General features: G+C 33.6%; 15 protein-coding genes. 11 read left to right on the top strand and 4 right to left on the bottom strand.

Annotation, left to right across the window (positions count from 1 at the left end):
- Positions 1–125: 125 nt before the first annotated feature.
- From H2O64_RS19235 to rlmH, 3 genes are read right to left on the bottom strand one after another with little or no spacing between them, the layout of a single operon-like run.
- Positions 126–1,124: a hypothetical protein gene (locus tag H2O64_RS19235; protein ID WP_187563858.1), complete on the bottom strand. Its 999-nt coding sequence runs from the start codon at positions 1,122–1,124 to the stop codon at positions 126–128.
- 9 nt (positions 1,125–1,133) lie between these two features.
- On the bottom strand, positions 1,134–1,712 hold the full coding sequence (locus tag H2O64_RS19230; protein ID WP_187563857.1) for a non-canonical purine NTP diphosphatase: 579 nt from the start codon (positions 1,710–1,712) through the stop codon (positions 1,134–1,136).
- Between the two features lie 12 nt (positions 1,713–1,724).
- Positions 1,725–2,198 (bottom strand): 23S rRNA (pseudouridine(1915)-N(3))-methyltransferase RlmH, encoded by a 474-nt coding sequence (rlmH, locus tag H2O64_RS19225; protein WP_187563856.1) that lies wholly within the window; start codon positions 2,196–2,198, stop codon positions 1,725–1,727.
- A gap of 309 nt (positions 2,199–2,507) precedes the next feature.
- On the opposite strand from rlmH, the gene H2O64_RS19220 reads away from it, so the two are divergent.
- The 8 genes from H2O64_RS19220 to priA all read left to right on the top strand — a co-directional run bounded on the left by H2O64_RS19220 (position 2,508) and on the right by priA (position 10,102).
- On the top strand, positions 2,508–2,702 hold the full coding sequence (locus H2O64_RS19220) for a hypothetical protein (RefSeq protein WP_187563855.1): 195 nt from the start codon (positions 2,508–2,510) through the stop codon (positions 2,700–2,702).
- Between the two features lie 171 nt (positions 2,703–2,873).
- Positions 2,874–3,734 carry a carboxylating nicotinate-nucleotide diphosphorylase gene (gene nadC, locus H2O64_RS19215; RefSeq protein ID WP_187563854.1) on the top strand — a complete coding sequence of 287 codons (861 nt, stop codon included), beginning with the start codon at positions 2,874–2,876 and terminating at the stop codon, positions 3,732–3,734.
- Positions 3,734–4,681 (top strand): YihY/virulence factor BrkB family protein, encoded by a 948-nt coding sequence (locus tag H2O64_RS19210; protein ID WP_187563853.1) that lies wholly within the window; start codon positions 3,734–3,736, stop codon positions 4,679–4,681. The genes nadC and H2O64_RS19210 overlap by 1 nt, the downstream gene beginning before the upstream one ends.
- 68 nt (positions 4,682–4,749) lie before the next feature.
- Complete coding sequence (locus tag H2O64_RS19205) at positions 4,750–5,316, top strand: chalcone isomerase family protein (protein WP_187563852.1); 567 nt, start codon at positions 4,750–4,752, stop codon at positions 5,314–5,316.
- 16 nt (positions 5,317–5,332) lie between these two features.
- Positions 5,333–5,764 (top strand): DUF2147 domain-containing protein, encoded by a 432-nt coding sequence (locus H2O64_RS19200; RefSeq protein ID WP_187563851.1) that lies wholly within the window; start codon positions 5,333–5,335, stop codon positions 5,762–5,764.
- A gap of 140 nt (positions 5,765–5,904) precedes the next feature.
- Positions 5,905–6,474 (top strand): hypothetical protein, encoded by a 570-nt coding sequence (locus H2O64_RS19195; RefSeq protein WP_187563850.1) that lies wholly within the window; start codon positions 5,905–5,907, stop codon positions 6,472–6,474.
- A 97-nt stretch (positions 6,475–6,571) separates the two neighbouring features.
- A complete protein-coding gene (locus H2O64_RS19190) occupies positions 6,572–7,612 on the top strand; it encodes a WG repeat-containing protein (RefSeq protein WP_187563849.1) in 1,041 nt (346 codons plus the stop codon).
- Between the two features lie 36 nt (positions 7,613–7,648).
- Positions 7,649–10,102 carry a replication restart helicase PriA gene (gene priA / locus H2O64_RS19185; RefSeq protein WP_187563848.1) on the top strand — a complete coding sequence of 818 codons (2,454 nt, stop codon included), beginning with the start codon at positions 7,649–7,651 and terminating at the stop codon, positions 10,100–10,102.
- 120 nt (positions 10,103–10,222) lie between these two features.
- Here the strand turns inward: priA and H2O64_RS19180 are convergent, their stop codons facing one another.
- Entirely contained in the window at positions 10,223–10,915 is a 693-nt protein-coding gene (locus tag H2O64_RS19180; protein ID WP_187563847.1) for a LytR/AlgR family response regulator transcription factor, read from the bottom strand.
- Positions 10,916–11,090: 175 nt separating this feature from the next.
- Between H2O64_RS19180 and rpsF the strand changes: the two genes are divergently transcribed.
- Genes rpsF through rplI form a run of 3 tightly spaced genes read left to right on the top strand, consistent with a single transcriptional unit; the run spans position 11,091 to position 12,194 of the window.
- Complete coding sequence (gene rpsF / locus H2O64_RS19175) at positions 11,091–11,429, top strand: 30S ribosomal protein S6 (protein ID WP_187563846.1); 339 nt, start codon at positions 11,091–11,093, stop codon at positions 11,427–11,429.
- Positions 11,430–11,432: 3 nt separating this feature from the next.
- Complete coding sequence (rpsR, locus tag H2O64_RS19170) at positions 11,433–11,732, top strand: 30S ribosomal protein S18 (RefSeq protein WP_187563951.1); 300 nt, start codon at positions 11,433–11,435, stop codon at positions 11,730–11,732.
- A gap of 12 nt (positions 11,733–11,744) precedes the next feature.
- Positions 11,745–12,194 carry a 50S ribosomal protein L9 gene (gene rplI, locus H2O64_RS19165; protein ID WP_187563845.1) on the top strand — a complete coding sequence of 150 codons (450 nt, stop codon included), beginning with the start codon at positions 11,745–11,747 and terminating at the stop codon, positions 12,192–12,194.
- The last annotated feature ends 152 nt before the right edge of the window (positions 12,195–12,346 follow it).

The following is a 12,346-nucleotide window of genomic DNA, read 5'->3' as shown; positions in this document are numbered from 1 at the left end:
ACTTCATCCCGCTCTGGGATTTCAAGCGGCAAAGGTAGTGTTTTATTTTTAGATTGTATTATGTAAGCATAATAAATTAAAATATAAAAAACAGTCAGTGTATTTTACTGAAAATCAATTTATTACTATTTTTCTGAAAGTGAAATTTTGATTTGTGGATAGTCAACGCCGAATGCTTTTTCATTTTTGAATGGAATTTTTAGGGTGTCTTTTTTATTAAATGGAAACCAAAGTTCGAGATCGTCAAGGTTTTCAATTTCAAATTCAGATAATGTTTGCGATTCTACGGGAATAAATGGAGATTTTTGATTTTTAAATTTGAGATAGAAATGTTCTTCAAAAATATTATCAAAATTAATATTTAAGAAACTTATGTATTTTGTACTTCCAGAAGCTTCTTTGATGAAAAGTACTGGTATATCAGGAATTTCATTTTTTAATATTCCAATATAATAATAGTTTTTCTCTGTTTTTACAGACTTAATATTGTCATTTGATGATAGAATATAGTTGCCTTGTAAATCAAATAATTCATAGGTATTAGAACTCATACAACAACCATACTGAGAGCAAACAAAATAACCTTCTCGGTCGTAGAGTTGTAGGTGACTTCCGTATGCTTTAACTTTATATAGAGGTTTATTTGATTTTTTGTAATTAGGTTTATTAAATACCTGAAAGATATGTTTAATCCCTGAATATCCTTCAAAATTGAGGTTTTTATATGTTTTAGTGAATTTTTTTACAATATAAGTGTCTCTAGAATACTTGTCAAAAAAAGAAAATCTTCGATGTGTCATAGTTGCACTTTTTGTAAGAGTAGCACCAGAATCTAGCAACACAAATTTCCCTTCAAAAGTATCATCAAACTTATATTTTTTTTGAAAAGTATTGTAAATAGCTTTGTTGTAATTTTTTGGTCTTTGATAAGTTATTAGTGAATCTACCTTTTCTATTTTAAATTGATGCTTTTCTATGTTTAATTCTGGAATAGTTACTTCTGTTAAGTTATCATCAATGGTTTGAAGGTATATTATTTCCTTTTCAATAACAGTTTCGGTAATGGTTTTTGTGCAAGAAGCTAAAGAAAGTACTAGCACACAAAGTAAAAATCGAATTTTCATATAGTTTGATTAGTTGTTTGTATTCAAAAAATCAATCAACTTTTGTACCGCTTTTCCGCGATGTCCCACACAATTTTTTTCTGCTAATGAAATTTGTGCAAATGTTTCTTCAAATCCGTTTGCCATAAAAATAGGATCGTAGCCAAAACCTTGATCGCCTATTTTTTCGTTGATAATGCTTCCTTTGCAAATTCCTTCAAACGTATGTTGTTGTCCATTTAAAATTAAAGCGACAACGGTTTTAAAATGTGCAGAACGATCATTTTTATCTTGAAGTTCATTCAGTAACTTGTTCATATTATCGTCGGCATTTCGCTGTTCGCCCGCATAACGCGCCGAGAAAACGCCAGGCTCGCCATTCAATGCGTTTACTTCCAATCCTGTGTCATCCGCAAAACAATCGTAACCGTAGTGTTCTTTTATGTATTGTGCTTTTTGAATTGCGTTTCCTTCAATCGTTGGTTGCGTTTCTGGAATGTCTTCTTCACAGCCGATATCTTTCAAACTTAAAATAGTAATATGACTAGGCAATAAAGACTGAACTTCTTTGACTTTATTGGCGTTGTTGGTGGCGAATACGAGTTTCATGGAGTATATTTTTTATCGATGATGATACGGTTCATTTCGTAAAATAGTGAAGGCTCTATAAATTTGTTCTACGACAAACAAACGAACCATTTGGTGTGAAAAAGTCATTTTGGATACCGATATTTTTCCCTGCGCTTTCGCGTAAACGGTCTCGGAAAAACCGTAAGGTCCGCCAATCACAAATACCAATGTCTTAATACCAGCATTCATGCGCTTTTGTAAATAGCTTGAAAAATCAATGGAAGTGAACTGTTTTCCATTTTCATCTAATAAAACTAAAACGTCCGTTGGCGACAGTTTTTTAAGAATGAGTTCGCCTTCTTTTTCTTTTTGTTGTGCTTCGCTGAGGTTTTTAGTGTTTTTCAAATCGGGAATCACTTCCAAATCAAACTTTACATAATGCGACAAACGTTTCACATACTGATCAATCAGTTGTTGCAACTGTTTATCGTCCGTTCGTCCAATAGCGAGCACTTTTATATTCATTTGGCAAAAATAAGAGAATTTTCAAGAATCCATCACACTATATTCATCACGTTTCTATTTGCGGTCATCACAGTTACAAAAATTGACAAAAATGGCGTATTTCCATTCGTAACTCTTTTGGCTTCATTCATCCCTTAGTATGCTGAAAATGTAATAATAACAGTGCTTTTGCGATACTTTAGTAACAGCGTAAAACATTCGAAAACGTACAAAAATCAATTGCAATTGTGACGAATCGTATTTAAAAAACGATTCAAAAAGAACGTTTTACCTACACTCAAGTTATTAACAATTAAAACTCAATTAAAAATGAAAAAACAAAATTTAAAATCGTTAAAACTCAAGAAACACACAATTTCTAATTTCAACACAGAAGAAATTAATGGAGGAGTTACTGGTTCTAGATGCCTGATAAGCTATAATTGTACCATTCCAGAAACATTGATAAGTTGTCCTGACCTAACCTTTTTGATTGGTTGTGATGCAACATCGATGTTGTGCTAGTACTATTTTTCATGTAATACATGAAAAATAGTAATGATTCTATTTTTTTTAACTCAAGAGCACCATCTTTTCAGGTGGTGCTTTTTTATTTTCCAATAATTATGCGTTACAATTTTGATATGCAGTTTAAACTTTGCAATTTTGGTATAAATACTAATTTCACACGAAAAAATGATTTCAGAAACGCAATTTCAAAAAGAATTAGAATTAATAATTTCAAATGCTATCCGTGAAGATGTCGGCGACGGCGATCACAGTTCGTTGGCGTGTATTCCAAATACAGCAATGGGAAAGGCGAAACTATTAGTGAAAGATGAAGGAATTATTGCCGGAATTGAATTTGCCAAAATGGTGTTCAACTATGTAGATCCTGAAATGAGCGTTGAAACCTTAATCGAAGATGGAAGCACTGTAAAATATGGCGACATTGCGTTTTATGTAACAGGAAAATCGCAATCCATCCTAAAAGCTGAACGTTTAGTATTGAACGCAATGCAACGAATGAGCGCGATTGCAACGAAAACAAATATGTTTGTACAATTGCTGGAAGGAACCGAAACCAAAATATTAGACACTCGAAAAACAACACCCGGAATTAGAGCGTTGGAAAAATGGGCGGTAAAAATTGGAGGTGGTGTCAATCACCGTTTTGCATTGTATGATATGGTGATGTTAAAAGATAATCATATAGATTTCTGTGGTGGAATTACGCAAGCAATTACGCAAACAAAAACATATCTAAAAGAAAATAATCTCGATTTAAAAATCATTGTGGAGGCACGTGATTTAAAAGAAATTGAAGAAATACTGCAAACAAAAGGTGTGTATAGAATACTGATTGATAACTTTAATTATGAAGATACGCGAAAAGCAGTTGCTATGATTGGCGATCAATGTTTGACGGAATCATCGGGTGGAATTAACGAAAAAACCATTCGCGATTACGCACTTTGTGGTGTAAATTACATTTCGTCAGGTGCATTGACACATTCTGTATATAACTTAGATTTAAGCTTAAAAGCCGTCGAATAATGTCTAAAGACATCGAAGATAAACTAGCTAAAATTCCACTACTAAACATCTTAGTAGCCTTGCTCAAGAAGGTAAAACTTCCTGGACTTGAAGGTTTGTCTGTCTATGATTTATTGGAAATGTATATTGTCGGAATCATCAACGGCGCATTGACTTCTCGTGCTGGCGCGGTTGCGTTTAGTTTCTTTATGGCAATATTTCCAACCTTATTATTTTTTTTAAACCTACTGCCGTTTATTCCTATTGAAAACTTTCAAGCAAATTTTATAGAAACAATTACTTCATTTCTACCGAATGAATCCGGTAACTTCTTAAATGAAATCATTGTTGATATTGTAAAAAATAAGCGTAGCGGATTGTTATCGACTACATTTTTGCTTTCTATATTTCTAATGGCAAACGGTGTAAGTGCCATTTTTGCTGGGTTTGAAAACTCTTATTACATACAAACAAAGCGAAACTTCTTCAAGCAATATCTGTACGCATTAAGTGTCGGTATACTTTTGGCATTGTTATTGATTTTTACCATTGCCGTATTGGGATATGTAGAATTGTACATACCTTATTTGAGTGAATTTGCAGGGAAAACAACAGGTTTTCGTGTTGAAAGTGGTGATGAACTAGGAGTTACCATTGCAAAATTTTCGTTTTTAGTCTTCATGGTATATTTAGGAACGGCCATTCTATATTACTTTGGAACACATCAAGCACGAAAAGCAAAATTCTTTTCGCCAGGCGTATTGCTTACTACGGTATTGATTGTATTAACGTCATACCTATTTGGAATATACATTGCTAACTTTTCTCAATACAACGAACTATATGGCTCTATTGGAGCATTATTAATCCTAATGATGTATATCTGGTTGAATTCGAATATATTACTCTTAGGGTTTGAATTAAATGCTTCTTTAAACATGCTAAAAAATAAAAAGCAGCAGTCATAGATATTATGTTTGCATAATAAAAAATAGTATATTACACGTCGAAAAAAATATAAATAAACCCAATAAAAATGAAAAAGACAATTTATGCGTTCATCGCTTTTTTAATCGTAGGTATGAGTGTTTCACATGCACAAATTGAAATAGGAGCAGCTACACTTCCAGAAACGGTTACTTTTGAAAGTCAAAAACTAGTATACAATGGAGCAGGTGTTCGTAAGAAAGCATGGTTCAAGCTATATTCAGGTGGATTGTACTTAATGGAAAAGTCAAGTGATGCGAAAGATATCATGTCTGCAGATGAATCTATGGCAATAAAATTACACATTACTTCTCGAATGATTTCAAGTAGTAAAATGATCAATGCTGTAAACGATGGTTTTGAAAATGCAACAGGTGGAAACACAGCACCAATTGCTACTGAAATAGAAAAATTTAAGGGATTCTTTAGTGACGAAATCAATGATGGTGATATTTTCGATATTGCATACATCAAAGGAACTGGTGTCGTTGTGTACAAAAACGGAACAAAAAAAGGAACCATTACAGGATTAGAGTTCAAAAAAGCACTTTTCGGAATTTGGTTATCTGACAAACCAGCTGACAAAAAGCTTAAAAAAGGAATGTTAGGAAGCTAATTCGCGAATAAAAAACATGAAAAAAACAACGTACGTATATCTTACAGTACTATTGCTAAGTCTTCAAGTTGGCTTTGCGCAGAGTATTATCGGAAAATGGAAAACTATTGACGACGAAACAGGCGAAGCAAAATCCATTGTAGAAATCTACGAGGAAAGTGGCAAAATTTATGGTAAAGTAGTGGGTATTTTAAATCCAGATAAACGTGATGGTGTTTGTGAAAAATGTAGCGATGATCGAAAAGATAAGCCAGTATTAGGAATGCTCATCATTAATGGTCTTGAAAAAGATGATGATGAATACAGAGGTGGCAAAATTTTAGATCCTGAAAAGGGAAAAGAATACAAATGCAAACTTTGGCTTGATGAAGCGAATCAAGATAAACTATATGTGCGTGGATACATAGCGTTTTTATACCGAACACAAAATTGGTATCGCGTTGACTAATATCAATTACACATAACTCAAAAACCGTTTCTTCTGAAGCGGTTTGTTTGTGCCGTATTTTTGACTTAATTCTACACAAAAAATGAAAAAGGAATGATTTTTGGTGCATAGTGTCTCATAATAAATCAAAACCACAATCAATGAAAAAAATCATGCTAACCGTACTTTGTTGCGGAATTACCTTTATCTCCACCGCACAAGACGCTAGTGTTGAAAAATCAATCTTTGGTGTACAAACAGGTTTATTTGGAATTTGGGCGCATAACGAAGCCAAACTATCCAATCAATTTGCATTACGAACAGAAGTAGGATTGGATGCAGGAATCTTTATAAGTGATAATAGCAACCTGAATGGATTTTCGTTAATTCCAGCTATTACTCTAGAACCGCGTTGGTATTACAACTTAGATAAGCGTCAATCAAAATCAAGACGAACTGATGGAAACAGCGGAAACTTTTTCTCCATTAAGACTACCTATCATCCAGATTTGTTTGTCATTTCCAACAGAGATAAAAATACGTATCGATTTATTAGTGATATTTCTATCGTTCCTACTTGGGGAATTCGACGTAGTATTGGAAAACATTTCAATTACGAAACAGGTATTGGTGTTGGATATATACGTTTTTTTGAGCCAGACGGTGTAATTCTATTTGATGAACACGAAGTTGCCATTAATTTGCATTTACGTATCGGTTATCGATTCTAAATATATTTATACAAAATCAGAAACCACTTTGCTTAAAAGTGGTTTTTTTATGGAAAGTACCTACCTTTGAATTATGGGAATTATTAAAAAAATACTAATGTTGTTTCTCTGTTTTGCTTACGCGAATCTTTCAATTGGGCAAATAATACATGAAGTCCTAGAAGGTGAAGAGGTAGAAACTCAACAAGAAATTGAAGGAGATTCTAGATATAATTCTAGTGACAAGAAAAAGAAATCTAAAAGGCTTCCATCTTCATTCAATGCATTTCATTATGAGTTTATTCAAAATGGAAACGAAATACACTATGTTTCCATAAAAAACAAAACGAAAAAGGCGGAGAAAACAATCGAGATTATTCCTGTAAAGAATACTAAAAACGTTCAATTTGTAAGTTATAATTATGGATATGAATATCACAGAACAAAATCTCATGAAAATGATATAGAACGTCATTTTAGTGAAAACTACATCATTTACAAGCAAAGAAAAAAATATGGATTGGTATTAGATAATGATGTTATTCCTGCAAAATTTGACAGCATTGGAAAACCGTATTTACTGCGAGGAGAAAAGCCAATGATGTTGGTGGCAAAGAAAAAAAGAGGCAACTACAAATGGGGAATCGTAAAATCAGATGGTAGTTTCTTGCTTCCTATAGAATATGATGAAATTAATGTGCCTATTGAGGTTGATGTCACTGCAAATACTTACGGAAGTAATAGAAAAGATACTAAAGGACCTATGAATGGTCTAACTCCACCCGGATTATTAATAGATGGCTTATATCACAATCAAAAAATAATTGTTCGTAAAAAAGATAAATACGGGTTGTATAATGCTAACGGAACAATCGCTTTAGCTATTGAATACGATCATATTGAAGCAGACGAATCTTTAATGTTTTACGCGTTGCAAAAAGGAAAAGATGCAGGTTTTATCATTGAAAATCGTGGAAAAATTGGTGTATGGGGAATGCGGATATTAACAAAAAAAGAAAAAGCAGTAACATATATAAAAGTATTTCCATTACAAGACTTCAAAGTGATAAAGAGAAAATATGCATACTTCATTCAATATCCTGATGGAACTGAAAAAAAAGTAAATGCTTCTGACCTTTACAAAATGGCGAAAGAATAATTCATCTTCTTGTCCAAACTCAGTACCTTTGAACTCATGACTTATTTCATCGATGTCATATTACCAATTCCGCTTCAGCGACTATTTACCTATAGTATCACGGAAGCTGAAGCACGCTTTCTACAACAAGGAATGCGTGTGGCTGTTCCGTTTGGAAAAAGTAAGGTCTACACAGCATTAGTCTATAAAATTCATCAAGAAGCGCCAGAAGCGTATGAAGCCAAAGACATTCAGCAAATTCTGGATGAACAACCTATTGTTTCCAAACAACAGTTGAAACATTGGGAATGGATTGCGAGTTATTATATGTCGAGTTTGGGCGAAGTATTTCGTTCTGCAATTCCGAGTGCTTTTTTATTAGAAAGTGAAACAATTATTTCCAGACGTGAGAATAGTGAAATTGATGAAAGTACCTTAAAAGATGATGAATTTTTAATTTTTGAAGCATTGCAGCATCAATCACTATTGAAAATTCAAGAAATCAGTAACATTCTCGGAAAGAAAAATGTGTTGCCCGTTTTAACACGATTGATCGAAAAAGAAGTCATTCAGGTATACGAAGAAATTTACGAGCAATACAAGCCAAAATTAGTTCGCTACGTAAAGCTTCACGCGAATTATACAAGTGAAGAAAGTTTACAGGAATTACTTGAAACATTAAGCAGAGCCAAAAAACAGCGTGAAGTCATTCTGAGTTTATTCTCACTCTCAGCGACGGCAAAAAAAACAATCACAGTCAAGGAATTAAGTGAACAAAGCAAAGCGAGTTCAGCTGTTATTAAAGCATTAATTGACAAAGAAATTTTGGATGAATATTACATTCAAACTGATAGAATTACATACAACGGCGATGAAGTTTCAGCTTCCAAAAAGCTCAATGAATATCAGCAAGAAGCCTACAGAACCATCAAAACGGCTTTTGAAACGCAAGATGTTTGCTTGTTATACGGAATTACATCTTCGGGGAAAACGGAAGTCTATGTAAAACTCATTGAAGAAATTATAGCAACTGGAAAACAGGTGTTATATCTGTTGCCAGAAATTGCACTAACTGCGCAACTCATTGATCGATTACAATACTATTTTGGCGAAAAAGTTGCCATCTATCATTCTAAATATTCCATTCATGAACGTGTTGAGGTTTGGAACAATGTATTGGAAAACAAACCAAAAGCACAAATTGTATTAGGCGCGCGTTCGTCTTTATTTTTGCCATTTTCAAACTTAGGGTTAATTATTGTCGATGAAGAACACGAAACGTCTTTCAAACAATTTGATCCAGCGCCACGCTATCACGCACGCGACGCAGCCATTGTATTGGCAAAATTGCATCAAGGAAAAATAGTATTAGGTTCGGCAACGCCAAGCGTAGAAAGTTATTACAATACAAAGGTCAATAAATACACTTTAGCAACGATTACAAGGCGTTACGGCGATGTTCTGTTGCCAGAAATGGAATTAGTTGACATCAAAGAGAAGCATCGTAAAAAGCGTATGAAAGGTCATTTTTCTGATCGTTTATTGGAAGAAATTCAAGAAACATTAGACAATGGCGAACAAGTCATTCTATTTCAAAATAGACGTGGGTATGCGCCCATTATTGAATGTAAAACCTGTGGAGAATCGCCACAATGTCCAAATTGCGATGTGAGTTTGACATTTCATCATTATAAAAATCAATTGCGTTGTCATTATTGCAGTCATCACATTGCGATGCAGCAACAATGTTTTGCATGCGGCAGTCATGAATTGGATTCCAAAGGTTTTGGAACGCAACAAGTAGAAGAGGAGTTGCTCGAATTAATACCCAATGTGAAAGTAGGGCGCATGGATTTGGATACAACGCGCGGAAAATATGGCTATCAAAAAATCATTTCATCATTTGAGCAACAAGAAATTCAAGTCTTGGTAGGAACGCAAATGTTGACAAAAGGATTGGATTTTAGAAACGTGAATTTAGTCGGAATCATGAATGCGGATAGTATGCTGAACTTTCCTGATTTTAGAGCGCATGAACGTAGTTTTCAGCTCATTCAGCAAGTTGCCGGTCGCGCCGGAAGAACTAAAAAACGAGGAAAAGTTATTGTGCAAACGTACAATCCGTATCATCAAATATTACAGCAGGTTTCTGTAGGGAATTATGAAGCAATGTTTACCGATCAACTCAATGATCGACGACAATTTCACTATCCGCCATTTTACAGATTGATCAAAATTACACTTAAGCACAAAGAATACAATCGTGTCAATGAAAGTGCGGCTTGGTTTGCAAAATCGCTTCGCAATAGTTTTGGAGATAATGTATTGGGACCAGAATTTCCAGCCATAGCGAGAATTCGAAACTTATACTTGAAAAATATCTTATTAAAAATACCGAAACAACAATCGTTAGGAAAAACAAAAGACGTTATTGAGCGCGTAAAAGCGAGCTTTTTGTCTATTTCAGCATACAGAAGTGTGCGAATTATAATTGACGTGGATACGGTTTAAGTTAGTATTGAGAAGTGAGTAATTAGTATTGAGGTTCTCAATTTTTCAAAATACAATACAAAGTGTCACTCTTGAGTGATTTTAATGTAAACTGGAAATAAATATAAGTGTAGTCGAAGACTAAATATTAGAAAGCGCTTCAGAAAGTTCTACTTTCTTATTTCTACTAAGTGGAATCAATTGTCCAGAAATTTCAACATTTTTACTGTTAAAACGATCTACTTTATCCAAATTCACGATGTAGGATTTGTGAATTCTTAAAAATTTATTCTCTGGTAATTGCTTTTCAAATGCTTTCATTGTAGATAAAACCACGATGTTGCTATCGTCAGTAACTAACTTCACGTAATCACCTAACGCTTCAATCCATTTGATTGTGCTTAAGATTACTTTACGCTTCTTTAAATTACTTTTCACAAAAATATGATCATCATCTTCCATGCTTTTTGCGCCATAATTTGATTTCTCAAGGGCACGCGCAATAGCTTTGTCAAAGCGATCTTTCGTTAAAGGTTTGTGTAAAAAGTCTGTCACATCATAACTAAATGCCTTAAAAGCATATTCAGTTTTTCCAGTAACCATAATGACTTGTGGTGGATTTTTTAGTGACTCAAGCAAGTCAAATCCATTTAAAACGGGCATTTCTATATCCAAAAAGATTAAATCAACGTTATTCGTCTTTAATCCATTCTTAGCCTCAATAGCATTGCTATACTCGGCAATTAGGTTTAAAGATGGATGGTTTAGCGTCAACTTCGCAACAGCCATTCGCTGTATAGAAGAATCATCTACAATAATACAGTTAAGCTTCATATTCAAAAAGCGATTTTATCAAATTTGGGTACATGCAATGTTATAAAAAATAAATCAAAGACACAACAATTTAGCGTATTTATTATGCATTTAAACGGAAAAGAAGATTATTAATTATTTGGTTTAAAATAAATAAACACTATATTTGCGCCCAATTTAACTAAAAATAGTATATATGAATCATTATGAAACTGTTTTCATTTTAAATCCCGTTTTGTCTGAAACTCAGATAAAGGAAACAGTAGAGAAATTTGAAGATTTCGTTGTTTCTAGAGGTGGAAAAATGATTTCAAAAGAAAATTGGGGGCTAAAGAAGTTAGCATATCCAATTCAGCACAAAAAAAGTGGTTTCTATCACTTATTCGAATTCCAAGCGCCAGGAGAAGTAATTACTCCTTATGAGTTAGAGTTTAGACGTGACGAGCGCATTATGCGTTATTTAACTGTAAGGTTAGACAAACATGCAATTTCTTGGGCAGAGAGAAGAAGAAACAAAAAAACCGCTAAATCTTAAGAAATTATGTCGTCAATAGAACAACAAGCAAAAGGAAAGAAAGAAGGAGAAATCAGGTATTTAACTCCTTTAAACATCGAAACAACAAAGGCAAAGAAATATTGTCGTTTCAAGAAGTCTGGTATTAAGTATATCGATTACAAAGATCCAGATTTTCTAATCAAATTTGTAAACGAACAAGGTAAATTGTTACCACGTCGTTTAACAGGAACTTCATTAAAATATCAACGAAAAGTGTCTGTAGCTGTGAAAAGAGCGCGTCACTTAGCATTAATGCCATATGTTGGCGATATGTTAAAATAAAATAGAGACGATATGGAACTTATTTTAAGACAAGATGTTGAGAATTTAGGATTTAAAGATGACGTTGTAACTGTGAAAAACGGTTATGGAAGAAACTATTTAATTCCTCAAGGATTTGCAGCAATGGCAACAAGTTCAGCTAAAAAAGTTTTAGCAGAAAACTTGAAACAAAAAGCATATAAAGAACAAAAATTAGTTGATGAGGCTAGTAAAATTGCGAAAGCATTATTAGACTTAGAAATTAAGATAACTGCAAAAACAGGAGGCGGAACAAAACTTTTCGGTTCTGTAAGCAATATCAACTTAGTAGAAGCACTTGAAAAAGCGGGTCACACTATTGAAAGAAAATTCATAAAGGTGATTGGTGGAAGTGTAAAAAGAACTGGTAAGTACGAAGCGAAAATTAGACTACACAGAGATGTGATTGTTGATTTCCCATTCGAAGTTATTGCAGAAGCATAAAACACAAAACGCTCAGCGTTCATAGAAAGAGGCTGTCTGAAAAGGCAGTCTTTTTTTTTGCAATTTTTTGAAGTAATTCTTAACTTTAAGAATGAGCAGAAAAGTTATTTTTAAGACCTATTGTCAAGATCAGTTAAGTCTTTTACCTCCAA

Source organism: Kordia aestuariivivens (assembly GCF_014397005.1).
Taxonomy (GTDB): Bacteria; Bacteroidota; Bacteroidia; order Flavobacteriales; family Flavobacteriaceae; genus Kordia; species Kordia aestuariivivens.
This window is presented reverse-complemented; position numbering and strand designations above follow the sequence as displayed.

Bases quoted from the DNA above. Each gene is read 5' to 3' on its own strand.
- H2O64_RS19235 (WP_187563858.1), bottom strand. From the start codon at position 1,124: ATGAAAATTCGATTTTTACTTTGTGTGCTAGTACTTTCTTTAGCTTCT.
- H2O64_RS19230 (WP_187563857.1), bottom strand. From the start codon at position 1,712: ATGAAACTCGTATTCGCCACCAACAACGCCAATAAAGTCAAAGAAGTT.
- rlmH (WP_187563856.1), bottom strand. From the start codon at position 2,198: ATGAATATAAAAGTGCTCGCTATTGGACGAACGGACGATAAACAGTTG.
- H2O64_RS19220 (WP_187563855.1), top strand. From the start codon at position 2,508: ATGAAAAAACAAAATTTAAAATCGTTAAAACTCAAGAAACACACAATT.
- nadC (WP_187563854.1), top strand. From the start codon at position 2,874: ATGATTTCAGAAACGCAATTTCAAAAAGAATTAGAATTAATAATTTCA.
- H2O64_RS19210 (WP_187563853.1), top strand. From the start codon at position 3,734: ATGTCTAAAGACATCGAAGATAAACTAGCTAAAATTCCACTACTAAAC.
- H2O64_RS19205 (WP_187563852.1), top strand. From the start codon at position 4,750: ATGAAAAAGACAATTTATGCGTTCATCGCTTTTTTAATCGTAGGTATG.
- H2O64_RS19200 (WP_187563851.1), top strand. From the start codon at position 5,333: ATGAAAAAAACAACGTACGTATATCTTACAGTACTATTGCTAAGTCTT.
- H2O64_RS19195 (WP_187563850.1), top strand. From the start codon at position 5,905: ATGAAAAAAATCATGCTAACCGTACTTTGTTGCGGAATTACCTTTATC.
- H2O64_RS19190 (WP_187563849.1), top strand. From the start codon at position 6,572: ATGTTGTTTCTCTGTTTTGCTTACGCGAATCTTTCAATTGGGCAAATA.
- priA (WP_187563848.1), top strand. From the start codon at position 7,649: ATGACTTATTTCATCGATGTCATATTACCAATTCCGCTTCAGCGACTA.
- H2O64_RS19180 (WP_187563847.1), bottom strand. From the start codon at position 10,915: ATGAAGCTTAACTGTATTATTGTAGATGATTCTTCTATACAGCGAATG.
- rpsF (WP_187563846.1), top strand. From the start codon at position 11,091: ATGAATCATTATGAAACTGTTTTCATTTTAAATCCCGTTTTGTCTGAA.
- rplI (WP_187563845.1), top strand. From the start codon at position 11,745: ATGGAACTTATTTTAAGACAAGATGTTGAGAATTTAGGATTTAAAGAT.